The sequence below is a fragment of the Streptomyces sp. Ru62 genome, assembly GCF_002920615.1.
In the GTDB taxonomy this organism is placed as follows: domain Bacteria; phylum Actinomycetota; class Actinomycetes; order Streptomycetales; family Streptomycetaceae; genus Streptomyces.
Genome location: NZ_PQSU01000002.1, coordinates 206,475 through 230,293, shown reverse-complemented (window position 1 = coordinate 230,293; position 23,819 = coordinate 206,475). Strand labels below are relative to the sequence as shown.

Here is a 23,819-nt window from a genome sequence, read left to right as displayed (position 1 = left end):
CCTACTTGGCCTTGCGGGACACCGTGAAGTGGTCGATGCGGTCGCCGGTCTCGGCGATGCCCGACACCGTCAGCGTGGTCTGCCGGCCCTTCGGCGCGGGGGCGACGTCCACGCGCAGGAAGGAGTAGTTGAGGTAACGCACCCGGGACCAGGCGACGGTCTCGTCGACCTTGCCGTCCTTGGTGTTGACGAACGAGGCCACGGAGTCGGTCTCGTGCTCGTGTCCCTCGTAGGAGTCCGGGGCGGAGAACGCGTACAGGCTGCGGCCGGCGGCGCCCGCGGTGACGTAGACCACACCGTCGGTCTCGGGGTAGGCCGTGCCGCCGATCGGCAGCTTCTTGGCGACCTTGCCCGCCTTGATGACGTCGGTGCGCTCGTACTGGTGGTTGTGGCCGTTGATGACCAGGTCCACCGTGTACTTCTCGAACAGCGGCACCCACTCCTGGCGCACGCCCCCCTCCGACGCGTGCGCGGTGGAGGTGCAGTAGGCGCAGTGGTGGAAGAAGACGACGATGAAGTCGACGTCCTTCGAGGCGCGGAACTTCTTCAGCTGGCCTTCCAGCCACTTGGTCTGGGTTCCGCCGGATATGCCCAGGTTCGCCGGGATCTCGAAGGAGACGTCGTTGGCGTCGAGCGAGATGACCGCCGTGTTGCCGTAGACGAAGGAGTAGACGCCCGGCAGGTTCTTCTTGTCGGGGCCGTTGTCCGGGAGGTTCCAGCGGGCCTCCTCGCCGCCGTAACCGTTGGGCGAGTACCAGGCCTCCATGTCGTGGTTGCCGTACGCGGGCATCCACGGGACCTGCTTGGCGACCGACTCGGTCTGGGCGAGGAAGGAGTCCCAGGTGCGCGAGTCGAAGCCTGTGTCGGCGGTCTTGCCGGCGCCGGCCGGGTCGGCGTAGGCGATGTCGCCGGCGTGCAGGTGGAAGGCCGGGTTCTGGCCGAGCAGCAGGCTGTTGTTGGCCAGGCCGTGGTAGCCGACGCCCTCGTCGCCGAAGGCCGTGAAGGTGAAAGGCGCCTTGTGCGCGGGGGCGGTGGTGAACGTGCCCACCGTGCCGAGCAGGTGCGGCTCGGCCGGGTCGAAGCCCTGGTGGCCGACGCCGTAGTAGTAGGTCTTGCCGGGGCGCAGGTGGGTCAGCTTGGCGTGCAGGTAGTACTGGGTGTGGTCGCCGCTCGCGCCGACACCGGCCGGGGTGTGGAGGGTGCGGACCTCGGCGTCGATCCTGCGCGAGAGGTCCCACGGGTGGGCGCCGATGCGGATGAACGGCTTCTTGACGGCGACCGGGACCTGCCAGGAGACGGTGATCTCGGTGCGCGGGTCGTTGCCCCAGGCGAGGTGGCGGCCGAAGGGGGCGACGAGGGCGCCGTCGACGTGCTGGGCGGCGGGGGCCGTCCTCCCCCACTGCCCGAAGGGCGTGGGAGGTGCCCCCAGGGTCGGCACGGCCGCCTGGGCGGTGGCGCCCGGCACGAACGCGCCACCCGCGACGGCGCCCAGCGTGACCGCGCCGCCCCTGATCATGGTGCGCCGCGAGAATCTGGCGCGCAGGTACTCATGCTGCTCGGCCATGCTCATGCGCGCGGCCAGCTTCTCGGGTACTCCCATACGAGGAATGTCCATGGCGTCTGAAACTCGTCTGTTCGGACAACGAGTCGCAGGACGTGGGATGGACAGCTCGCGAACAGAGCCCCATAAGAGTTTCAACAGCAGCTTGCCCGGAATCGGGCACGATTCTTGCGAAACACGCGCCGGTACTCCAGGATCTACCGGGTGCACGACGAACTTGTTGATCACCTGACGCGGTCCACGCCCCTCAGCCGGGGCGAGGCGCTGCGCGTGGTCCAGGACGTGCTCGCCTACTTCGACGAGACGATCCATGAGTTCGTCCGTCGCCGCCACCGCGAACTCCAGGCCCAGGGCCTGGTGAACGCGGAGATCTTCGAACGGATCGGGGCGGACCTGAAGTACCGGGCGGTGGCGCCGCCGGAGCTGACGCTCAGGCAGCTGCGCCGCATGGTCTACGGCTGAAACCAGCCGGAACCCGGCCGGCGCCAGCCCGGTCCAGCGACAGCCAAGGGATACCTCTATACATGTGCGGAATTGTCGGATACATCGGGAAGCGTGACGTCGCTCCCCTCCTCCTGGAGGGCCTCCAGCGCCTGGAGTACCGCGGCTACGACTCCGCGGGCGTCGTCGTCAGCTCCCCGAAGACGCCCGGCCTGAAGATGGTGAAGGCCAAGGGCCGGGTGCGCGACCTGGAGGCCAAGGTCCCGGCGCGCTTCAAGGGCACCACCGGCATCGCCCACACCCGCTGGGCCACCCACGGCGCCCCGTCCGACGTGAACGCCCACCCGCACATGTCGGCCGACAACAAGGTCGCCGTCGTCCACAACGGCATCATCGACAACGCCGCCGACCTGCGCCGCAAGCTGGAGGCCGACGGCGTCGAGTTCCTCTCCGAGACCGACACCGAGGTCCTCACCCACCTGATCGCCCGCGCGCAGGCCGAGAAGCTGGAGGACAAGGTCCGCGAGGCCCTGCGGGTGGTCGAGGGCACGTACGGCATCGCGGTCATGCACGCCGACTTCTCCGACCGCATCGTGGTGGCCCGCAACGGCTCCCCGGTCGTCCTCGGCATCGGCGAGAAGGAGATGTTCGTCGCATCGGACATCGCCGCCCTGGTCGCCCACACCCGGCAGATAGTGACGCTGGACGACGGCGAGATGGCCACCCTCAAGGCCGACGACTTCCGCACGTACACCACCGAGGGCACCCGCACCTCGGCCGAGCCGACCACCGTGGAGTGGGAGGCGGCCTCCTACGACATGGGCGGCCACGACACCTACATGCACAAGGAGATCCACGAGCAGGCCGACGCCGTGGACCGCGTGCTGCGCGGCCGCATCGACGACCGCTTCTCCACCGTGCACCTGGGCGGCCTCAACCTGGACGCCCGCGAGGCCCGGCAGATCCGCCGCGTGAAGATCCTCGGCTGCGGCACCTCGTACCACGCGGGCATGATCGGCGCCCAGCTGATCGAGGAGCTGGCCCGCATCCCCGCCGACGCCGAGCCCGCCTCCGAGTTCCGCTACCGCAACGCGGTCGTCGACCCCGACACCCTGTACATCGCGGTCTCCCAGTCCGGTGAGACGTACGACGTGCTGGCCGCCGTGCAGGAGCTCAAGCGCAAGGGCGCGCGGGTCCTCGGCGTGGTCAACGTCGTCGGCTCCGCGATCGCCCGCGAGGCCGACGGCGGCATCTACGTCCACGCGGGCCCCGAGGTCTGCGTGGTCTCCACGAAGTGCTTCACCAACACCACGGTCGCCTTCGCGCTGCTCGCCCTGCACCTAGGCCGCACCCGCGACCTCTCGGTCCGCGACGGCAAGCGGATCATCGAGGGCCTGCGCAAGCTGCCGCAGCAGATCACCGAGATCCTGGACCAGGAGGAGGAGATCAAGAAGCTCGCGGAGAGCTACGCCGACGCCCGCTCGATGCTCTTCATCGGCCGCGTCCGGGGCTACCCGGTGGCCCGCGAGGCCTCCCTGAAGCTCAAGGAGGTCTCCTACATCCACGCCGAGGCCTACCCCGCCTCCGAGCTGAAGCACGGCCCGCTGGCCCTCATCGAGCCGGCCCTCCCCACGGTCGCGATCGTCCCCGACGACGACCTGCTGGAGAAGAACCGCGCCGCGCTGGAGGAGATCAAGGCCCGCGAGGGCAAGATCCTGGCGGTGGCCCACCAGCACCAGGAGAAGGCGGACCAGACGGTCGTCGTCCCGAAGAACGAGGACGAGCTGGACCCGATCCTGATGGGCATCCCCCTCCAGCTCCTGGCGTACCACACGGCGAAGGCCCTGGGCCGGGACATCGACAAGCCCCGCAACCTCGCCAAGTCGGTGACGGTGGAGTAGCAGCCGGCAGACAGAACGGACCCCCACGTGTGCCACCTTTCACGTGGGGGTCCTTTCCGTGCTGCTCGACTTCAGCCGGCGGCCGTCACCCCCCGGCCCGCAGCACGCCCCGGAAGGGCCGTCGGCCAGTGGGCGAGCGCCGCCGTCGCCGCGTACCAGGCCACCGCCCCCGAGGCGACGGCCACCCAGCCCCCGGCCTTCGCGAGGGCGGAACTGTCGGCGAAGGCCGCCACGGCCAGCACCACCATGGCCAGGAACAGCAGCCCGTGCAGGAGCTGACCGAGGGTGTCCCCGCCGGCGACGGTCAGTGTGAGGGCGACCAGGGCGAACAGCAGCAGGAGGAGTCCGGCCGCGTTGGCCGAGCCGTGGTCCGACACCGCCCAGGTGAACCACAGGGCGCCGAGGGCGACGTACCCCACGCCGGAGGTGCCGTCGCGCAGGGCCAGCAGGCCGACGAGGAAGAGGGCGACCCCGCCCACGTAGTGGGCCACGGTCACGGCGTCGGAGGCACCCACGCCGTCGATGACACCGGTCGTGCCGAGCCCGAATGCCAACAAGGTGATCGCCAGGGCCAGTCGGCCGACCACGGTGGTGCTCACACTTCCCGCAGAGACGTCGTTGTCCACGGCGGGCTCCCTTCATGCATGTGCAGTTGTGCGGTGACCGGTATATGCCCTTCACAAGGGCACAAACACCTTCTACGTGCGAGTAACCCAGGTGTGCACAAAGGGAAGTGACGAGGCGTGAGGTAGCTGGAGGCGACTACGGGATGACGATCACGGGCCGCTGCGCCCGCTTGGCGAGCCGCCCCGCGACCGAGCCGAAGATCCGGCCGACGATGCCGTGCGTGGAGCCGACCACGATCGCGTCGGCCTCGTACTCGCGGCCGACCTCCTCCAGTTCGTGGCAGATGTCCCCGCCCCGCTCGACCAGGATCCAGGGGACCTCGGCCAGATAGTCCGCGCAGGCCAGCTCCAGCCCGAGGACCTCCGTGCGGTGGTCCGGCACGTCCACGAAGACGGGCGGCTCGCAGCCGGCCCACACCGTGGTGGGCAGCCGGTTGGCGACGTGCACGATGATCAGGCCGGAACCGGAACGGTGGGCCATGCCGATCGCATAGGCGAGGGCGCGCTCACTGGAGGTGGAGCCGTCGAAGCCGACGACGACTCCGTGCCGGAAGGCGGGGTCGCAGGACGGGCGTGACTGCGCCGCCGCCAGGGGATCGGCCGCCGTGGGGTCGGCGACCGGCCGCTTGCGGTCCGCGGGTTCGGAGAATTCGTGACCGGCCATGGCTGTCTCGGCGTTGTGATCCTTCATGGGTGGGACGACAGTGTGCTGCGGAAGCGTGCTGCGGAGCTGTGTCCGGGAAACATCTTCCCAAGCCCATACCCCCAAGGGTACGGCGGCACGCCTCCTGAGCCCAGATCCCGCGCACGCTCCGTGAGCGGTCCCCGACGTCCGTAGGGGTTCACCGGAGCATGCACGAGCCGCGCCCGCAACGCAATGGTTGCTGCCCCGTACAGGCGGTTTGCACAGGATTCACAGTTGCGTGTTCGGTGACCGACCGGTCGGACGGACGTTGAACCGGGGTGAGCCACCGCCACAGGGAGTACGAGATGCCCGGAGCCCGCCCCCGCCACGACCCGCGCCCCGCACCGGACAGCGCGAGCGATGTGATCCGCTGGGCCGCCTTCAGCTGCGTGCTCGTACCCGTGGTCCTCCTCTGGTACGGCACCTCGCTGGCCGGCGCCACGGGCACCGCGCTGGGCCTCGCCGCCGTCACGGCGGCCTGCCGGGTGCTGCTGCGGCGCTCCGAGCGGTGTGCCGAGCGTTGCGCCGCGCAAAGAGGCGGACGTCACACCCGGGAGCAGACACCGGGCGACTGACCTGTTTCCGTACCTGCGAGCGCTGCTTTTCAGCCAACTTCTGGATATCGACCAGGAAGGGTCCGAACCACCCCCCATCCCCCGTTCCACCTGCACGGAAAGGGTCTACGGGCCGCTGTGCACCCTACGCGGTTTGGCCACTGCGACAAGGCGCACTTCCCTGCACGCCTCGCGAGTGCAACGCTTCGTGATCGAATGCTTCACGCCAAGTTGTCATGTCGACAATGTGCCGCGTGTGGAACTGGTCACCGCACGACCGCGGGAGCCAGTAGATTCGATCTTGACTGTCTTACGGCGGGGGACTCGTGCAGGACCGAGGGGAAACGTGCAGGAGCGACACAACCGAGGAGCCGCGACCACCGAGGGGGGCTTAGCAGTATGAGCCACGACTCCACTGCCTCGCCGGACGCCGCAGCCCGGAAACTGTCCGGGCGACGCCGCAAGGAGATCGTCGCGGTGCTGCTGTTCAGCGGCGGCCCCATCTTCGAGAGTTCCATACCGCTGTCGGTGTTCGGGATCGACCGCCAGGACGCCGGCGTGCCGCGCTACCGCCTTCTGGTGTGTGCCGGCGAGGAAGGCCCGCTGCGGACCACAGGGGGCCTGGAACTCACCGCGCCGCATGGGCTGGAGGCGATCTCACGCGCCGGGACGGTCGTCGTACCGGCCTGGCGTTCGATCACCTCGCCGCCGCCGGAGGAAGCACTGGACGCGCTGCGCCGGGCGCACGAGGAGGGCGCCCGCATCGTCGGGCTGTGCACCGGCGCGTTCGTGCTCGCGGCGGCCGGACTGCTGGACGGCCGCCCGGCGACCACGCACTGGATGTACGCGCCGACGCTGGCCAAGCGCTATCCGTCGGTGCACGTCGATCCACGCGAGCTGTTCGTCGACGACGGCGACGTGCTGACGAGCGCGGGTACGGCGGCCGGGATCGATCTCTGTCTCCACATCGTGCGGACGGACCACGGCAACGAGGCGGCCGGAGCGCTCGCCCGGCGCCTGGTGGTCCCGCCGCGCCGGTCCGGCGGCCAGGAGCGCTATCTCGACCGGTCTTTACCGGAGGAGATCGGCGCCGACCCGCTCGCCGAGGTCGTCGCCTGGGCGCTGGAACACCTCCACGAGCAGTTCGACGTGGAGACACTGGCGGCACGCGCCTACATGAGCCGCCGCACGTTCGACCGCCGGTTCCGCTCGCTGACGGGCAGCGCGCCGCTGCAGTGGCTGATCACCCAGCGCGTGCTCCAGGCCCAGCGTCTGCTGGAGACGTCGGACTACTCCGTGGACGAGGTGGCGGGCCGGTGCGGGTTCCGCTCGCCGGTGGCCCTGCGCGGCCACTTCCGCCGCCAGCTCGGCTCGTCCCCCGCCGCCTACCGGGCCGCCTACCGGGCCCGCCGGCCGCAGGGCGACAAGCCGGGTGAGACGGAAGCGGCCGTGGCGCAGGCCGGCCAGCAGGGCGCGCCCACGGGCCTGCCCGGCCCCGGCCCGGTGAACCCGGCCCCCCTGCTCCACGAGCACCGGGACAGCGGGGTGCCCCTGCAGAGCCGCCGCGCCACGGCGGGCGCGGTGGGCCTGCTGCCGGGTCCGCGCAGCGGTAACTGAGCGCGACGGGACAGGGGGCGGGAGCATCCCGCCCCCTGTCCCGCGTCCGGGACGGCAGCGCCCTGCGGGGCACGGGGAACTGCGCGACCAGCCACGACGCCCGCGCAGCCGAATGACGACCCTCTCCCCACTTCCCGCGAAGCACGGAGGCACGCAAAACCTCAGGCCCGCTTTAGGGTGGTCGCATGAACGATCGCATGGTGTGGATCGACTGCGAGATGACCGGCCTCTCGCTGTCCGACGACGCTCTCATCGAGGTGGCCGCCCTCGTCACCGACTCCGAGCTGAACGTACTCGGCGAGGGGGTGGACATCGTCATCCGCCCGCCGGACCGGGCGCTGGAGACGATGCCGGAGGTGGTGCGTCAGATGCACACCGCGTCCGGGCTGCTCGCCGAGCTGGAGAGCGGCACGACCCTGGAGGACGCCGAGGAGCAGGTCCTCGCCTATGTCCGGGAGTACGTGAAGGAGCCCGGCAAGGCCCCGCTGTGCGGCAACTCGGTCGGTACCGACCGCGGCTTCCTCCTCCGCGACATGCCGACGCTGGAGGACTACCTCCACTACCGCATCGTCGACGTCTCCTCGATCAAGGAGCTGGCCCGCCGCTGGTACCCGCGGGCGTACTTCAACAGTCCGGAGAAGAACGGCAACCACCGGGCCCTCGCCGACATCCGCGAGTCGATCGCCGAGCTGCGCTACTACCGCGAGGCCATCTTCGTGCCGCAGCCCGGGCCGGACTCCGACACCGCGAAGACGATCGCCGCCAAGCACGTCCTGCCCGCTCGGTAGCCGCCACGGGGGCCGCGCGGAAACCTGTGCGCGAGCACCCCTTCCGACCCTGTAGACTTCTTCTCGGCCGGTCGGGGAAACACTCCTCGAACAGCCGGTCGTGGTGGGTGTAGCTCAGCTGGTAGAGCACCTGGTTGTGGTCCAGGATGTCGCGGGTTCGAGTCCCGTCACTCACCCTGAGTGATCAGCCGGTGACTCCGTCGCAAGACGGGTCACCGGCTGTTTCGTTGTCCGGGCCCCGCGCGCCGGTGTCCGGGACCGGCCGGGGTGGCTCCGGCCGGTCCGGGACGTCACGACGACGCCCGGACCACCAGTTCCGTCGGCAGGACCGCCTGATGGCGGTCGGCACCACGGGACGCCGCCGGGCGGCGGTCGGCGATCTCCGTGAGGAGGAGGTCGATCATCGCGCGGCCCATCCCCTCGATGGGCTGGCGGACGCTGGTGAGCGGCGGGTCCATGTGCCGGGCGATGGCCGAGTCGTCGTACCCGACCAGCGCGACGTCGTCGGGGACGCGGCGGCCCGCCTCCCGCAGCACCTGCCGGGCGCCGGCCGCCATCACGTCCGAGCCGGCGAAGACGGCGTCCAGGTCGGGGTGACGGGACAGCAGGGTCGTCATCGCCCGGCGCCCGCCCTCGTCGGTGAAGTCACCCGGCACGATGAGGAGTTCGTCCACCGGGTGGCCGGCCTCGCGCAGGGCGTCGCGGTAGCCGTCGACGCGGCGCTGGGCACCGTAGACATCCAGGCGGCCGGTGATGTGCGCGATCCGGCGGCGGCCCCGGCTCAGCAGGTGCTCCACCGCCGAGCGGGCGCCGCCGTAGTTGTCGGAGTCCACCGAGGGGAGCGACTCGGCCGCCGAGCGGGGGCCGCTGATCACGGCCGGGATCTCCAGCTGGGCGAGCAGGTCCGGGAGCGGGTCGTCGGCGTGGACGGAGACCAGCAGGACGCCGTCGACGCGGTGGGCCGCCAGGTACTGGGCCAGGCGCTGCCGCTCGCGGTCGCTGCCTGCGAAGATCAGCAGCAACTGCATCTCGGTGTCGGAGAGTTCGGCGCCGACACCGCGCAGCATGTCGGAGAAGTACGGCTCGGCGAAGAACCGCGTCTCCGGTTCGGGGACGACCAGCGCGATGGCGTCGGTGCGGTTGGCCGCGAGGGCGCGGGCGGCGGTGTTGGGCACGTAGCCGAGTTCGGCGACGGCCGCCTCCACCGCGGCGCGGGTGGCGTCACTCACCCGGGGCGAGCCGTTGATCACCCGGGAGACGGTGCCCCGCCCGACCCCGGCCCGGGCGGCGACCTCTTCCAGGGTCGGCCGCCGGCCGCCCCGGCCTCTCCCACCGTTGCCTGCCATGGTCGCCGCCTTCCGTTCACAGCCGTTCAAGCCAGGAATGTAACAGCCATGACGGGGGCACCTTCGGTTCCGTCCGCCGCGGCGGGCACGGCCGGTGTCCGGTCGTGCCCGCCGCACGGCGTCGGTCAGGCGGGCAGGGCGTTGTCCCGGATCACGTCGGCGTACCAGTGGGCGCTGGCCTTGGGGATGCGGCGCTGGGTGGCGTAGTCGACGTAGACGGCGCCGAAGCGCTTCGAATAGCCGTAGGACCACTCGAAGTTGTCCAGCAGCGACCACAGGAAGTAGCCCCGGACGTCGGCGCCGTCGGCGATGGCGCGGCGGACGGCGTCCAGGTGGGAGTGGAGGTAGGCGATCCGCTGCGGGTCGTTGACCCGTCCCTCCGGGGAGACGTAGTCGTCGAAGGCGGCGCCGTTCTCGGTGACCATCAGCGGGACCTGCGGGTGCGAGGCCGCCAGTCCGGTCAGCAGCGTGTGCAGTCCGCTCGCGTCGATGGCCCAGTTCATCGCCGTCACATCATCGTTGGCGAGGTGGAAGGCGACGTGCTCGGAGCCGGTCCACGGGGAGTGGTCGCTCGCGCCGTGACCGTCGTTGCGGGTGCTGGCGGAGCCGTCGGCGGGCAGGGAGACCACGGTCGGCGAGTAGTAGTTGACGCCGAGCACGTCGATGGGCCGGGAGATCTCCGCGAGGTCCCCGTCGTGCACCAGCTCTGCCCAGTCGACCAGGTGCGCGGTGTCGGCCAGCAGGTCCTCGGGGTAGGCGCCGTCCAGCAGGGGGCCGGTGAAGATCCGGTTGCCGACCGCGTCGATGCGGCGGGCGGCCTCGGCGTCCTCGGGGCTGCCGGTGAGCGGGCGCACCTGGTGCAGGTTCAGGGTGATCGAGGTCTGGGCCGAGGCCGGCAGGACGGCGCGCAGCGCACCGACGGCCTGGCCGTGGGCCAGGTTCAGGTGGTGCGCGGCGCGCAGGGTGGCGGCCGGGTCGGTCCGCCCCGGCGCGTGCACGCCGGAGCCGTAGCCCAGGAACGCCGAGCACCACGGTTCGTTGAGGGTGGTCCACACGCCGACCCGGTCGCCCAGGGCGCGGGCCATGATCTCGGCGTAGTCGGCGAAGCGGTGGGCGGTGTCACGGTGCGGCCAGCCGCCGACGTCCTCCAGCTCCTGCGGCAGGTCCCAGTGGTAGAGGGTGGCGACGGGCGTGATGCCCGCCTCCAGGAGCTCGTCGGTGAGGCGGCGGTAGAAGTCCAGACCGCGCTCGACGGCGGGCCCGCGGCCGGTGGGCTGGACCCGGGACCAGGAGACGGAGAAGCGGTAGGCCTTGAGGCCGAGTTCCTTCATCAGGGCGACGTCGTCGCGGTACCGGTGGTAGTGGTCGGCGGCGATGTCACCGGTGTCGCCGTTGCGCACCTTGCCGGGAGTGTGGCTGAAGGTGTCCCAGATGGAGGGGGTGCGGCCGTCCTCGGCGGCGGCGCCCTCCACCTGGTAGGCGGCGGTGGCGGCACCCCAGACGAAGCCGGTCGGGAAGGAGGTGTCCGAGGCCGGCTGGGCCGTGGTCTCGGGTCGTACGGCGGTCATGGTGAGAACGCTCCCAAAGGGGGGTGAGAAACGGACGTCGGACGGCGGTCCGGCGGTGCGGGAGTAAGAGGGGAGGAAGGGCGGGGTGCGCGGGCACGGGCGCGGCCGGGTGGCGCCCGGTCCGGTACGGCCCGCCGCGGGGCGGCCTGTGCGGGCGGTACCGGACCGGACACGAGGGCGGGCCGACGGGGCGCGGCGCGCGCCGGCCAGGGGGGCGGGGCCGGCACCGTGGCGTCCGGCCCCGCGGCACCGGCAGGGCTCAGCCCTTGACGGCGCCCGCCATGATCCCTCCGACGATCTGCTTGCCGAAGATGACGAAGACGAGCAGCAGCGGCAGGGTGCTGATCAGCGCACCGGCCATGACGATGCTCTGGTCGGGGGTGTAGGAGGCGCTGAGCTGGCCGAGCGCCACCTGGATGGTGGGGTTCTCCTGGTCCAGCGCGAGGAAGGGCCAGAAGAAGTCGTTCCACGCCTGGACGAAGGTGAGCATGCCCAGCACCATCATCGCGGGCCGGGCCACGGGCAGCACCACGCTCCACACGATGCGGATGTTGCTCGCCCCGTCGACCTTGGCCGCCTCGATCAGCTCGTACGGCAGGGCCTCGATCAGGTACTGGCGCATGAAGAAGACGCCGAAGGCGCCGACCAGGGTCGGGAAGATCACCGACTCCAGCTTTCCGCTCCACCCGATGTCCGACATCATCATGAACAGCGGGACGACGCTGAGCTGGGGCGGGATGGTCAGCGTGGCGATCACCGCGGTCATCAGCACACCACGGCCGCGGAAGCGCATCTTGGCGAAGGCGTAGCCGGCGAGGGTGCAGAAGAACAGGGTGGCGGCGGTGATGCAGCCGGCCACGATGACGCTGTTGACGATGGCCTTGCCCAGGTGGGCCTGGTCCCAGGCCGCCTGGAGGTTGCTCCACAGTCTGCCGCCCGGCACGAGCGGCGGCGGGGTGTCCAGGACCCGCTGCTGGTCGTGCGAGGCGGCCACCAGGGTCCAGTACAGCGGGAAGATCGAGCCGAGGCCGACGACGACGAGGGCGACGTAGGTGAACGGACCGCCCCTGAGCTGCTGGCCGGCTCCCATCTTGAAGCGGCCACGGCCCTTTCCGGAGGCGGTGGGAAGCGGTGCCGGGGCGAGGTCCGGCGCGGTCGTGGTGGGACTGGTCGTGGTCATCGATGTCGCTCCCGTCAGGCCGCGCTCTTGCGCACGAACCGGCCGACGATCCAGTTGATCAGGGCGATGAGCAGCAGCAGGACGAGCATGGCCCAGGCCACGGCCGCCGCCGGACCCAGGTGGCCCAGCTTCCAGCCGTAGTTGAAGAGGTAGATGCTGAGCGTCTCGTACTGGTGCTCGCTGCCGCCGATCGAGCCGAGGGTGCCGCCCTGGAGCAGCAGTGGCTCACCGAACAGCTGCATCGAGCCGATCGTGGAGATCACGATGGTGAACAGGATCGTGGGCCGCAGCGAGGGAATGGTCACCTTGCGGAACTGTTGCCACCGGCTCGCTCCGTCGATGGAGGCCGCCTCGTACAGGTCGGTGGGGACCGCCTGCATGGCCGCCAGGTAGATCAGGGCGTTGTAGCCGGTCCACCGCCAGATGATGATGACCGAGATGGCGATCTTGGAGGTCCACTCCCCGTTGCCCCAGTTGATGTTCCCGGCGCCGAAGAAGTGCAGCACCCAGTTGAGGATGCCGCCGTCGGCGCGGAAGACCAGCGCGAAGACCAAGGCGGCCGTGGCCACCGACGTGGCGTACGGGGTGAGGATGACGGTCCGCCAGAAGGTGCTGGCACGCAGCTTGTAGTTGAGCAGGTGGGCCAGGCCCAGCGCCACGAGCAGCTGCGGGACGGTGGAGATGACACCGATGACGAAGGTGTTGGTGACGGCCGTCCAGAACTCGGAGTCCTGGAGGATCTTGGCGAAGTTGTCGAAGCCGACCCACTCGGACTGGTCCAGGCTCGTCATCTCCACCCGGTGCAGGGCGATCCAGCCCGTGTACAGGAGTGGGTAGAGCCCGAAGGCGCCGAAGATCAGGAAGAAGGGGGCTATGTAGGCGTACGGCGAGGCCTTGTCGTCGAAGCGCCACAGCCGGCTGCGCCAGGTGCCGCGTCCGTTCGACGCGGCACCGGTGCCGCCGGGCGGCGGGGTGTAGGCGCCCCGGGCGGGGGTTGTCGTTGCCACGGAGGGAGTCCTTCCCTGGAGGTTTCGGCCGGGTGGGGCGGGAAGCGCGTTCGGGGACCGGGGTCGGTCCGCCCCTCCCCGCGCGGATCGGTACGGTGGCGAACGGCCCACGCCGCGGCCTGACGTGCGTGTGAGGCGGAGCCCGGCCGTCGGCTGCCGGGTCCCGCCGGGTGGTGCCGTGGGCGGCGCCCGCCGTCGGGCACCGCTCCTGTGGTCGAGCGCGGACGGGTGCGGGCGCCCGGTGGGCCCCGCACCCGGTACGACTAACCGAGCGCCTTGTCGATCGCCTCGGTCGCGGCCTTCCACGCGTCGGCGGGCTTGGTGCCCCGCTGCTCCATGTTGTTGATCTGGGTGGAGATCGTGTCCTTGATCACGCCGTCCTTCGCACCGAGGACCGCCTCGGGGATGGACTTGGCCTCCTCGGCGTAGATCTGGCCGATGGGGGCGTCGCTGAAGTACGGCAGCTTGGCGTTCTTCACGTCGGCCAGCTCATACGCGCCCTTGTTGGACGGGAAGAGACCGACCGCCTTGAAGACGGTGGCCTGCTGCTCCGGCGCGGTCAGCCACTTGACCAGCTCCGTGGCCTCCTTGACGTGCTTGCCGCTCTTCGGGACGGCGAGGAAGGAGCCGCCCCAGTTGGCCGCGGTGGAGCCGGGGGCGCGGGAGATGTCCCACTTGCCCTTGAAGGAGTCGCCGGAGTTGATGGAGATCTGGCCGGCCATCCAGGCGGGGCACGCCACGGTGGCCACGGTGCCCTTGCGCAGCGCCGCGTTCCAGGCGTCGGTGAACTGGGGCAGGCCCTGGGCAAGCTTCTTGGCGGCTGCCTCGGCGGCCAGGTCCCAGCCCTGCTTCACGGACTGGCTGTCCTTGTAGACCGGCTTGCCGTCGGCGTCGTAGTACTGCTCGGAGGAGGAGCTGACGACCGCGTTGTACATGGCGGACGCGGAGTCCATGAAGTAGGTGCCGGAGGGCGCCTTCTTCTTGTACTGCTCACCGAGCTTGAGGTAGTCCTCCCAGCCGCCGGCGACGGCCTTGGCGACGGCCTCGCGGTCGGTGGGCAGGCCCGCCTTCTCGAAGAGGTCCTTGCGGTAGCACAGGGACATGGGGCCGATGTCGGTGCCGGCGCCGATCACCGTGCCGTCCTTGGCGGTGGCCTGCTTCTCCTTCCAGGACACCCAGTCGTTCACGTTGATCGCCTTGCTGAGGTCGACGAACTTGCCCGACTGGGTGTCCACGACCTCCTTGATGCGCCCGACTTCGACGCCCGTGACGTCCGCGAGGCCGCTGCCCGTGTTCAGCTGCTGAAGGAGCTTCGGGTAGTAGTCCTGCTCGTTGGCGGTGGTCTCTTCCTTGACCGTGATGTTCGGGTGCAGCTCGTGGTACTTGGCGAACAGCCCGGCCTCCTTGTAGCCGAACTGCCCGTAGTCGGACAGCGTGAGGGTGATGTTCCCGTTGGCGTCCGAGCTGTCCGAGTCGTCGCTGCTGCAACCGGTCAGCAGCAGCGCCGAGGCCGTCAGGACCGTCGTGGCCAGTGTCGCCGTTCTGCGGCCGTGACCACCGCCGGTACGGGTGATGCGCATTCCACTACTCCTTGTTCCAGTGGGCAACGGGACCTCAGGAATCGGACCGCCGGACACGGCGGTCCGGACCTGCCCTCTCGGTTCGAGCAGCGGCTGGCCAACAGCACGCGGAGTGCAGTGGAAAGGTGCTGGTCAACGGTGCGCCATGCAAGGTAGAGGGGAAGGCCATGGGTGGTTCGATCCGAACGGAAGAGAGCCCCGGTCGCCCTGTGGGACCGCTCCCACGCGGCATGCCGGAAGACTCGTTGGTGCCAGGCCGGGTGTCAAGTCTTGAAGACGGCCTTGTTGCGTAAGCGTGTTCAGCGCGTCACGTGAACGTGTCGTGCGCCGCGGCGCAACCGGCCCGTCATCCGGCCGTTCCCCACAGCGTCGGGGCAGGTCACCGACGGGTCAACCGCCGTCCGCGGCCAACTGCGCCCGCGCCCGGACCGGTTGCCCGATTCCCTGGGTCAGAATGAAGCGCCCCTCCACCGGACCACCGGAAGGTGAACGATGAGCCCTGCCGAACAGCCGCAGCCGCACAGGACCGCGGACGTCCGGCGCCCGACCCTCAACGCCGTGGCCGCACGCGCCGGCGTGGGCCGCGCCACGGTCTCGCGGGTGATCAACGGCTCCCCCAAGGTCAGCGCACGCTCCCGGGCGGCCGTCGAACAGGCCGTCGCGGAACTCGGCTACGTCCCCAACCGCGCCGCCCGTTCCCTGGCCACCCGGCGCACGGACGCGGTCGCACTGGTCGTGCCCGACGCCGAGACCCGACTCTTCTCCGAACCCTACTTCTCCGGGATCATCCGGGGCGTTTCCACCGGACTCGCCGGTGCCGGGATGCAGTTGCTGCTGGTCCTCACGGGCGACGAGAACGAACGCGGCCGGCTCGCCGCCTACCTGGCCGCACACCGGGTGGACGGTGTCCTGCTGATGGCGGTCCACCGGGACGACACCCTGCCCGACCGACTGGAGGAACTGGCCGTGCCGACCGTGCTGGCCGGGCGGCGCAGCGACCGCGAGCGGCTCGGCCATGTCCGCGCGGACAACCGGGGCGGCGCCCGGCTCGCCGTCCGGCACCTGCTGGCCGGCGGCCGCCGGTCCATCGGCACCATCACCGGCCCGCTGGACATGGACGTGGCGCGGGCGCGGCTCGACGGCTACCGGGAGGCGCTGCGCGAGGCCGGGGTCGCCGTCGCGGACGACCTCGTAGCGGCGGGCGACTTCACCGAGGAGGGCGGACGCGTGGCCATGCGGGAACTGCTGCGCCGGCGCCCGGACCTGGACGCCGTCTTCGCCGCCTCCGACGTGATGGCCTCCGGCGCGGTGCTGGAACTGCGCGCGGCGGGGCGCCGGGTGCCGCACGACGTGGCGCTGATCGGCTTCGACGACTCGATCGTGGCCCGGCACATCGATCCCCCGTTGACCAGTGTGCGCCAGCCGCTGGAGGAGATGGGCCGCACGATGGCGAGCCTCCTGCTGGAGGAGATCGCCCACCGCGGCACCGGCCAACGGGAAGTGGTCCTGCCGACGGAACTGGTGGTGCGGGGGTCGGCGTAAGGGGGTGGTGTGCGGCCGAGGGAGCGGGGGCCGGCGTGAGAAGGCCGTCCTCCGGTCTATCGATCGACGTCCGCCCCCTTCCATCGTGGGAGCGCTCCCATGCATAATGCGTGCACTCGACCCAGGGGAGAGCCCTCATGCCCGAACCGACGACCGTGGCCTTTCCTCCCGCCTTCCTCTTCGGCGCCGCGACCTCGGCGTACCAGATCGAGGGGGCGGTGCGGGAGGACGGCCGCACCCCCTCGATCTGGGACACCTTCAGCCATACGCCGGGCAGGACGGCCGGCGGCGAGACCGGCGACATCGCCGTCGACCACTACCACCGTTACCGCGACGACGTGGCGCTCATGGCGGAGCTGGGCCTGACCGCGTACCGCTTCTCCGTCTCCTGGTCCCGGGTGCAGCCGACGGGCCGGGGGCCGGCCGTCCAGCGGGGCCTGGACTTCTACCGCCGTCTCGTCGACGAACTGCTCGCCCGGGGCATCGCACCGGCGCTCACCCTCTACCACTGGGACCTGCCGCAGGAGCTGGAGGACGCGGGCGGCTGGCCGGAGCGGGACACCGCGTTCCGGTTCGCCGAGTACGCGCAGCTCGTCGGCGAGGCGCTGGGCGACCGGGTGGAGCAGTGGATCACTCTCAACGAGCCGTGGTGCAGCGCCTTCCTGGGCTACGCCTCCGGGGTGCACGCCCCCGGCCGGACCGACCCGGCGGCCTCGCTGCGCGCGGCCCACCACCTCAACCTGGGGCACGGGCTGGCCGTTTCCGCCCTCCGCGCGGCCATGCCGGCCGGCAACCGGATCGCGATCAGCCTCAACTCCTCGGTCGTACGGCCCCTTTCCCAGGACCCGGCCGACCTGGCCGCGGCCCGCCGGATCGACGACCTGGCCAACGGCGTGTTCCACGGGCCGATCCTGCACGGGGCGTACCCGACGTCGCTCTTCGAGGCCACGCGCTCGGTGACGGACTGGTCGCACGTCCTGGACGGCGACGTCCGCACGATCAACGCCCCGCTGGACGCGCTGGGCCTGAACTACTACACCCCGACGCTGGTCTCGGCCGCGTCCGGCGGGGCCGAGGGCCCCCGGGCGGACGGCCACGGCTCCAGCGACCACTCGCCCTGGCCGGCCGCCGGCGACATCCGCTTCCACCAGACCCCCGGCGACCGCACGGAGATGGGCTGGACGATCGATCCGACGGGCCTGTACGACCTGATCATGCGCTACACGCGCGAGGCGCCCGGCCTGCCCCTCCACATCACCGAGAACGGCGCGGCCTACGACGACAAGCCCGGCCCCGACGGCCGGGTGCACGACCCCGAGCGCATCGCCTACCTGCACGCCCACCTGGCGGAGGTGCGCCGCGCCATCGCCGACGGTGCCGACGTACGCGGCTACTACCTGTGGTCCCTGATGGACAACTTCGAGTGGGCGTACGGGTACGGCAAGCGGTTCGGCGCGGTGTACGTGGACTACGGCACGCTGGAGCGGACGCCGAAGTCGAGCGCGCGGTGGTACGGGGAGGCGGCGCGGACGGGGGCGCTGCCGCCGGTGCTGCCAAGGGGCTGAGAACGTGGGCGGGGCCCGACGAGTGCGATCCGCCGGGCCCCTTGTCCGGTCATCGGCGACCGGCGCGACTACTTGTACGCTCCGAACGCCTTGGAGAACGCGAACGGCTCCTGGGTGACGGAGCTGCACGTTGCGTCGGCCGTGGGCTTGGTGCCGCCGGCGCACTGCTTGTCACGGGTCGCCGACCACATCGACAGCCGGCCGAGCCCCTTGGACCGGGCGAAGTCCACCAGCTGGGTGGCGTCGTCGACCTTGAAGACCTCGGAGGAGACGTCGTTGACGCCGATCATCGGGGTGACGGCGACGGCCTTCCAGGCGGCGGAGTCGGACAGTCCCAGCACGCTCTTGACCTGGGCCTGGGTGGCGGTCGCGGCCTGCTCGGCGTAGGTGCCCATGTCGCCGCTGTACGAGGCTCCGTAGTCCATCGCCATGATGTTGACGGTGTTGATCCGCACGCCGTTGGACTTGGCGTCGGCCAGGAGGTTCACGCCGTCCTGGGTGAGGCCCTCGGGCATCACCGGCAGGGTGAAGGAGACGTCCAGGCCCGGGTGCTGCGCCTGGAGCTTGGTGATGGCCTGGGCGCGCCGGGTGTTGGCGGCGGTGTCGGGCAGCGCGCCGCCCTCGACGTCGAAGTCGACCTTGGTCAGCCGATACGCGTCGACCGCCTTGCCGTACGCCGCCGCCAGCGCGTCCGCGGAGGAGCAGGTGGTGGCCAGCTCGGAGCCGGAGGCGCCGCCGAAGGAGACCCGGACGTCGCCGCCCTTGGCGCGCAGCGCGCCGATCTGCGCGGCCACGGCGTCACCGGTGAGGTCCGTGACCCCGCCCCACTTGGGGGTGCAGCCGCCGCCGTCGGTGACGAAGGCGAGGTTGTAGTTCTTCACTCCGGTCGCGTCGGCGGCGCCGAGGAGGTCGAAGGCGGGGTAGAGGCTGGTGTCGACGTAGGGGGCGAAACCGGGGGAGGCGGTGCTGCCGGACCCGGTGCTGCCTGTGGGGGTGGGGGTGGCGGTCCGGGTGGGCGTCGACGTGGGCGCGGAGGTGGGGGTCGAGGTGGGAGCCGGGGTCGGTGACTGGGTGGTCTGCGTCGGCCGGCCGCTCGGCTCGGGCGTCGCGCCGCCGTCCGCGGAACACTGCGTGTCGTCGATACGGCAACCCGTCGGGTCGCCGCCGCCGTTGACCACGAAGCCGACGGTCACCGACTTGCCGGGGGCCAGGCCGTCGGTGTCCCAGGTGGCCGGCTTCACGGTGACGTGCTGACCGCTGACGCTCGACTCGCCGTTCCACAGGGAGCTGAGCTTGGCACCGGCCGGGAGGTCGAACTCCAGGGTCCAGGTCTTCTCGGCCTGACCGGTGTTGTTGGTGACGACGTACTGGGCGGTGTAGCCCGTGGACCAGTCACTGGTCCTGGTGTACGCGGCGTTCACGCCGGCCGCGTTGGCGGTGCCGGTGAGCAGGACCGCGCCGCCGCCGATCACGGCCGCGGCCAGCAGGCCGCCTATCGCCTTGTTCCTGCCACTGATCCTGCGCCGGTGCGTGCTCATGCGCGTGCCTGCCTTCGCTGTTCACGGGGTGAGGTGCGGCAGCACGCTAGCGATCAGGAAAGAGACAAACCGCCTGTTCGGGGCGGCCGTCGCAGACCTTAGGGTTCGCTTAAGGAAGCGATCGGGGACGGTTAAAGGCAGAGACCGATTTGCCCGATCGGCGTCTGCGCACGGCCCCCCGCTGTCCGCGCCCCACCGGCTTCCGCGCGCCGAGCTGGAACCAGATCCGCACCTCGGTGCCGCCCAGCACCGAGGAGCCGATGCGGACGTCACCACCGGTGGACTCGGCGAGCCGGCGGACGATGTCCAGGCCCAGGCCGGTCGAGCCGGCGTGTCCCGAGCCCCGGCCGCGGGCCATCGCCGCCTCGGGGTCGGCTATGCCGGGGCCCGCGTCGGAGACGAGCACGATCACCGCGTCCTCGCCGTTGTGCACGTCGACCGCGAAGGCGGTGCCCTCCGCCGTGTGCCGGAAGACGTTGCCCAGCAGCGCGTCGAGCGCGGCGGCCAGGTCGGTGCGGGCCACGGGTACGCGCACCGGCCGGTCGACGCCGGCCACCCGCCACTTGCGGCCCTCGTCCTCGGCCAGCGCGGACCAGAACTCCATGCGTTCGCGGACCACTTCGGCCACGTCACAGCCCGCGCCGGGTCCGGCGGCGGCCGTCTGCGGCTTGGCCTCGCGAGCCGTCCGGATGATGGTGTCGACCTCGCGCTCCAGCTGGGCGACGGCGGCCCGGGTCTGCTCGGCGGCGGGTCCGGCGCCGAGGGAGGCCGCGTTCAGCCGGAGGACGGTGAGCGGGGTGCGCAGCCGGTGCGAGAGGTCGGCGGCCAGCTCCCGTTCGTTGGCGAGGAGCTGGACCACCTGGTCGGCCATGGAGTTGAACGCGACGGCCGCCAGCCGGAGTTCGGTCGGGCCGTCCTCCGGCACCCGGGCGCCCAGCTTGCCCTCGCCCAGCTCGTGCGCGCCCTCGACGAGCCGCCGTGCGGGCCGCACCATGCGCACGCCGAGCCGGTCGGCGACCGCGACCGAGCCGACGATCAGCGCGAGGCCGACGGCCGCGAGCACCGCCCAGGCCGTGCCGACGCCGTTGGTCACCTCGGACTCGGGGACGTACACCTCGACCACGGCTATCGCGCCGGAGCCGAGCGCGACCGGCTGGAGGAGGGTGGAGCCACCGGGCACGGTGGTGGTGGAGGCGCGGCCGAGTCCTCGTACGGCCTCGATGTCGCGTCCCGCGGCGCGCTGCCGGCCGAGGTCGAGCGCGGCCCGGCCGCCGTCGGCGGGCAGGTGGACCGCCATCCCGGAGTCGGCGCCGGCCGAGGCGACCACCCGCTCCAGCTGGTCCCGGTCGGTGGTGATGGACAGCGCGGGCGCGACCGCCGCGGCCTCGCGTTCGGCGCCCTGGAACGCGCGGTCGCGGGCCATCTCCTTGACGACCAGGCCGAGCGGCACGGCGAAGGCGACCACGACCATCGTGGTGACCGCCAGACAGACCTTGACCAGAGCCCATCTCATCGCGGGGCCTGCCCGGCCGGGCCGTCCTGCCCGTCGGAGGGTGGTTCGAGCTTCACACCGACGCCCCGCAGCGTGTGCAGGTAACGCGGCCGGGCGGCCGTCTCCCCCAGCTTGCGGCGCAGCCAGGACAGATGGACGTCGATGGTCTGGTCGTCGCCGTAGGACTGCTGCCAGACCTCGGCGAGGAGTTCCCTGCGCGGGACGACGACGCCCGGCCGCCCGGCCAGGAAGGCCAGCAGGTCGAACTCGCGGCGGGTGAGGTCGAGCCGGGTTCCGTCCAACTCGGCCTGGCGGCGCAGCGGGTCGACGGTCAGGCCGCCGACGCGGAGCACGGACGAGGGCGGGGCCTCCCCGCCGCCGGTGCGGGCGCGGCGCAGCACGGCGGCGATCCGCGCGGAGAGGTGTTCGACCGAGAACGGCTTGGTCAGATAGTCGTCCGCCCCGGCGTTCAGCAGCCGGACGATCTCCGTCTCGTCGTCCCGGGCGGTGGCGATGATGACGGGCACGTCGGTGAGGCCGCGCAGCATCTTCAGGGCCTCGGAGCCGTCCAGGTCGGGCAGTCCGAGGTCCAGGATGACGAGGTCGAAGCGGAAATGGGCGACCTCGCGCAGCGCCTCCAGTGCCGTACCGACGCTGCGCACGGTGTGTGCGGCGTCGGTCAGATGCCGGATGAGCGCCGAGCGTACGAACTGGTCGTCCTCGACCACGAGCACACTTGCCATGCGCCGCACCGTACGCCATGCGGACAACACCGGGCGGGCGCCTGTGGACGACTCGGGGCATGTGCGTACGGCGGTACCCCTGGGGCAGTATGGCCCGCGATGCGCAGAGGACTCGTACACGTACTGGCGTGGCTGCTCGCGACGGGAGCGGCGGTCACGCTGTCGTGGTGGGGTGTCCACACGGTCATGACGGGAACGGCGTACGACCCGCCGCGCGCACTTCCGGTCACGGCCGCCGACGCGGGCACCCGGGACGCGAAGTCCCCGTCCCGGACGCCCTCTCCGTCGCCGACCCCGTCGCGCGAGCGGACCGTCCGGCCGACGGCGACGCCGGCGCCCGCGCACACGCCGGCCCGCACACCGTCCGGCCGGGTCAGGTCCTACGACACCGACGGCGGCCGGGCGGTGTTCGACCTGCGGACGGCCGACGCCGCGCTCGTGTCGGCGACCCCGGGGACGGGCTGGTCGATACAGGTCTGGAAGACGGAGAGCTGGATCCGGGTGGAGTTCAGCCGGGGCGCGGACCGGGTGTCGGTGTTCTGCACCTGGCACGACGGGCCACCGCGGGTCGAAGTGGGCACGTACTGACCCGCCTGACGGCGGTCAGGGCGTGCGGACGACACGCACGGTGCCGTCGGCGGGGTCTAACGGAACACCGAGGGCGGCGGGGCCGGGGAGGCCACCGCGGCCTCGTCCGTCACGGGCACCGCGCCACCGGTGAAGTCGGTGAGCTGTCTGCCGTGTTCGACCCGGCCGGGGTGCGCGTCGGAGGCGGCGCGGCGGGTGAGCTCGGCGAGCGGCAGCGGGAGGTCGGAGGCGACCAGGATCGCGTTGCCGAAGCGCTTGCCGCGCAGCACGGCCGCGTCGGCGATCAGCGCCAGGTGGCCGAACCGGGCGGCGGCCGTGGCGATCTGGCCGCGCAGGTGCGCGAGCGGAGGGCCGTCGGCGAGGTTGGCCGTGTAGACGCCGGAGGGCTTCAGGGCGCGCCGGACCTCGTCCAGGAACTCGGTGGAGGTGAGGTGGGCGGGGGTGCGGGCACCGCTGAAGACGTCGGCGACGACCAGGTCGGCCCAGCCGTCCAGCACCTTGGCGAGCCCCGCGCGGGCGTCGGTGGCCCGTACCCGGATGCGCGCGCCCGGGTCCAGCCGCAGCTCCCGGCGGACGAGTCGCACCAGGCTCTCGTCCCGCTCCACGACCTGCTGGGTGGAGCGGGGCCGGGTCGCGGCGACGTACCGGGCGAGGGTGAGCGCGCCGCCGCCGAGGTGCACGGCGTGCACGGGCTTGCCGGGCGGGGCGGCGAGGTCGATGACATGGCCGAGGCGGCGCTGGTACTCGAAGGACAGGTACGCCGGGTCGTCCAGGTCGACGTGCGACTGGGGCGCGCCGTCGATCAGCAGCGTCCAGGCCCGGGCGCGGTCCGGGTCGGGCACGAGCTGCGCGAGCCCGCCGTCGACCGGCTCCTCGACCGCGGTCGCGGCGGCCGACCCGCGCCGTGTGTTCCTCGACCTGCCCATCGCCCCATTCTCGCAGCCGCCGGGGGCAGGCGCGTCACCGGCAGTTGTCGGCCGCCTCGATCAGGCGGGCCGCCTCGCCCAGGGCCCGGCGCAGGACCACCGGGTCGGTGGCGAGGTCCGCCTCGCCGGGCGGCAGCAGCCAGTCGGAGCCCTCCACCGGCGGCCCGGGGTCCAGCCGCAGCCCGCGTCCGTCGGTCTCGGTGCAGGTGCTGCCCGGCACGTCCCAGCAGGCGGCCGTACCGGCCGGCACGAGGAAGCCGAGGGTGCCGCAGCCGTCGTCGTGCAGCACGGGCCCGACCGAGTCCGCCGCGCCCCGCCGCAGGATGTCGACCGCCTCCAGCCCCTGCCGGGTCGGTACCGTCACGAGGTCGCATCTCGCGTCACCCCCCGCGCACGCGGACGACGACGGCGACATACAAGGATCGTTGCTCTGGCTGGTCTCCATGCCGGCCTCCACCACACAGCCCTGTTGCGGTCCATGGAGTCCAACGCGTCAGCGCGTCAACGGCAACGGCGCAAGTGCGCCGCAAAGAATGGCACTTCATGGCAGATCGTGCATGAGATATCCGGT

General features: G+C 71.5%; 21 protein-coding genes and 1 tRNA gene. 9 read left to right on the top strand and 13 right to left on the bottom strand.

Annotated elements, in window-relative coordinates; genetic code table 11:
* Position 1: 1 nt before the first annotated feature.
* Complete coding sequence (locus tag C3492_RS03480; protein WP_181140177.1) at positions 2 to 1,600, bottom strand: metallophosphoesterase family protein; 1,599 nt, start codon at positions 1,598 to 1,600, stop codon at positions 2 to 4.
* A gap of 165 nt (positions 1,601 to 1,765) precedes the next feature.
* Here C3492_RS03480 and C3492_RS03475 point away from each other — a divergent pair, with 165 nt between their 5' ends.
* Positions 1,766 to 2,023 carry a hypothetical protein gene (locus tag C3492_RS03475; protein ID WP_103810215.1) on the top strand — a complete coding sequence of 86 codons (258 nt, stop codon included), beginning with the start codon at positions 1,766 to 1,768 and terminating at the stop codon, positions 2,021 to 2,023.
* A gap of 62 nt (positions 2,024 to 2,085) precedes the next feature.
* A complete protein-coding gene (gene glmS / locus C3492_RS03470) occupies positions 2,086 to 3,903 on the top strand; it encodes a glutamine--fructose-6-phosphate transaminase (isomerizing) (RefSeq protein ID WP_103810214.1) in 1,818 nt (605 codons plus the stop codon).
* A gap of 71 nt (positions 3,904 to 3,974) precedes the next feature.
* Here the strand turns inward: glmS and C3492_RS03465 are convergent, their stop codons facing one another.
* Together C3492_RS03465 and C3492_RS03460 are read right to left on the bottom strand one after the other, a co-directional pair.
* Positions 3,975 to 4,529, bottom strand: a complete 555-nt coding sequence (locus C3492_RS03465) for a hypothetical protein (RefSeq protein WP_103810213.1) — start codon at positions 4,527 to 4,529, stop codon at positions 3,975 to 3,977.
* Positions 4,530 to 4,665: 136 nt separating this feature from the next.
* Positions 4,666 to 5,193: a universal stress protein gene (locus tag C3492_RS03460; RefSeq protein WP_103810212.1), complete on the bottom strand. Its 528-nt coding sequence runs from the start codon at positions 5,191 to 5,193 to the stop codon at positions 4,666 to 4,668.
* Between the two features lie 326 nt (positions 5,194 to 5,519).
* Here C3492_RS03460 and C3492_RS03455 point away from each other — a divergent pair, with 326 nt between their 5' ends.
* The 4 genes from C3492_RS03455 (at position 5,520) to C3492_RS03440 (ending at position 8,349) form a co-directional block, all read left to right on the top strand.
* Positions 5,520 to 5,789 carry a hypothetical protein gene (locus tag C3492_RS03455; protein ID WP_181140176.1) on the top strand — a complete coding sequence of 90 codons (270 nt, stop codon included), beginning with the start codon at positions 5,520 to 5,522 and terminating at the stop codon, positions 5,787 to 5,789.
* Positions 5,790 to 6,167: 378 nt separating this feature from the next.
* Positions 6,168 to 7,385: a helix-turn-helix domain-containing protein gene (locus tag C3492_RS03450; protein WP_103810211.1), complete on the top strand. Its 1,218-nt coding sequence runs from the start codon at positions 6,168 to 6,170 to the stop codon at positions 7,383 to 7,385.
* Positions 7,386 to 7,570: 185 nt separating this feature from the next.
* The gene (orn, locus tag C3492_RS03445; protein WP_103810210.1) at positions 7,571 to 8,173 is read left to right on the top strand and encodes an oligoribonuclease; all 603 of its coding nucleotides are present in this window, start codon (positions 7,571 to 7,573) and stop codon (positions 8,171 to 8,173) included.
* Between the two features lie 103 nt (positions 8,174 to 8,276).
* Positions 8,277 to 8,349 (top strand) — tRNA-His (locus tag C3492_RS03440).
* 114 nt (positions 8,350 to 8,463) lie between these two features.
* Here C3492_RS03440 and C3492_RS03435 read toward each other — a convergent pair.
* From C3492_RS03435 to C3492_RS03415, 5 genes are all read right to left on the bottom strand, one after another.
* On the bottom strand, positions 8,464 to 9,519 hold the full coding sequence (locus tag C3492_RS03435) for a LacI family DNA-binding transcriptional regulator (RefSeq protein ID WP_103810209.1): 1,056 nt from the start codon (positions 9,517 to 9,519) through the stop codon (positions 8,464 to 8,466).
* Between the two features lie 125 nt (positions 9,520 to 9,644).
* Entirely contained in the window at positions 9,645 to 11,087 is a 1,443-nt protein-coding gene (locus C3492_RS03430) for a GH1 family beta-glucosidase (protein WP_103810208.1), read from the bottom strand.
* A 259-nt stretch (positions 11,088 to 11,346) separates the two neighbouring features.
* The gene (locus tag C3492_RS03425) at positions 11,347 to 12,267 is read right to left on the bottom strand and encodes a carbohydrate ABC transporter permease (protein WP_103810207.1); all 921 of its coding nucleotides are present in this window, start codon (positions 12,265 to 12,267) and stop codon (positions 11,347 to 11,349) included.
* A 14-nt stretch (positions 12,268 to 12,281) separates the two neighbouring features.
* Complete coding sequence (locus C3492_RS03420; RefSeq protein ID WP_103810206.1) at positions 12,282 to 13,274, bottom strand: carbohydrate ABC transporter permease; 993 nt, start codon at positions 13,272 to 13,274, stop codon at positions 12,282 to 12,284.
* 263 nt (positions 13,275 to 13,537) lie between these two features.
* The gene (locus tag C3492_RS03415; protein ID WP_103810205.1) at positions 13,538 to 14,854 is read right to left on the bottom strand and encodes an ABC transporter substrate-binding protein; all 1,317 of its coding nucleotides are present in this window, start codon (positions 14,852 to 14,854) and stop codon (positions 13,538 to 13,540) included.
* Positions 14,855 to 15,346: 492 nt separating this feature from the next.
* On the opposite strand from C3492_RS03415, the gene C3492_RS03410 reads away from it, so the two are divergent.
* Together C3492_RS03410 and C3492_RS03405 are read left to right on the top strand one after the other, a co-directional pair.
* On the top strand, positions 15,347 to 16,396 hold the full coding sequence (locus C3492_RS03410) for a LacI family DNA-binding transcriptional regulator (RefSeq protein WP_103810204.1): 1,050 nt from the start codon (positions 15,347 to 15,349) through the stop codon (positions 16,394 to 16,396).
* 137 nt (positions 16,397 to 16,533) lie between these two features.
* The gene (locus tag C3492_RS03405; protein ID WP_103810203.1) at positions 16,534 to 17,961 is read left to right on the top strand and encodes a GH1 family beta-glucosidase; all 1,428 of its coding nucleotides are present in this window, start codon (positions 16,534 to 16,536) and stop codon (positions 17,959 to 17,961) included.
* Between the two features lie 68 nt (positions 17,962 to 18,029).
* On the opposite strand, the gene C3492_RS03400 is transcribed toward C3492_RS03405, so the two are convergent.
* From C3492_RS03400 to C3492_RS03390, 3 genes are all read right to left on the bottom strand, one after another.
* A complete protein-coding gene (locus C3492_RS03400) occupies positions 18,030 to 19,499 on the bottom strand; it encodes a cellulose binding domain-containing protein (protein WP_103810202.1) in 1,470 nt (489 codons plus the stop codon).
* 109 nt (positions 19,500 to 19,608) lie between these two features.
* On the bottom strand, positions 19,609 to 21,012 hold the full coding sequence (locus C3492_RS03395) for a HAMP domain-containing sensor histidine kinase (protein WP_103810201.1): 1,404 nt from the start codon (positions 21,010 to 21,012) through the stop codon (positions 19,609 to 19,611).
* Entirely contained in the window at positions 21,009 to 21,734 is a 726-nt protein-coding gene (locus tag C3492_RS03390; RefSeq protein ID WP_103810200.1) for a response regulator transcription factor, read from the bottom strand. The genes C3492_RS03395 and C3492_RS03390 overlap by 4 nt, the downstream gene beginning before the upstream one ends.
* Before the next feature lie 99 nt (positions 21,735 to 21,833).
* Between C3492_RS03390 and C3492_RS03385 the strand changes: the two genes are divergently transcribed.
* Positions 21,834 to 22,322, top strand: a complete 489-nt coding sequence (locus tag C3492_RS03385; RefSeq protein ID WP_103810199.1) for a hypothetical protein — start codon at positions 21,834 to 21,836, stop codon at positions 22,320 to 22,322.
* A 56-nt stretch (positions 22,323 to 22,378) separates the two neighbouring features.
* Here the strand turns inward: C3492_RS03385 and C3492_RS03380 are convergent, their stop codons facing one another.
* Together C3492_RS03380 and C3492_RS03375 are read right to left on the bottom strand one after the other, a co-directional pair.
* Positions 22,379 to 23,248, bottom strand: a complete 870-nt coding sequence (locus tag C3492_RS03380; protein ID WP_103810198.1) for a spermidine synthase — start codon at positions 23,246 to 23,248, stop codon at positions 22,379 to 22,381.
* A gap of 34 nt (positions 23,249 to 23,282) precedes the next feature.
* On the bottom strand, positions 23,283 to 23,693 hold the full coding sequence (locus tag C3492_RS03375; RefSeq protein WP_103810197.1) for a hypothetical protein: 411 nt from the start codon (positions 23,691 to 23,693) through the stop codon (positions 23,283 to 23,285).
* Between the last annotated feature and the right edge of the window lie 126 nt (positions 23,694 to 23,819).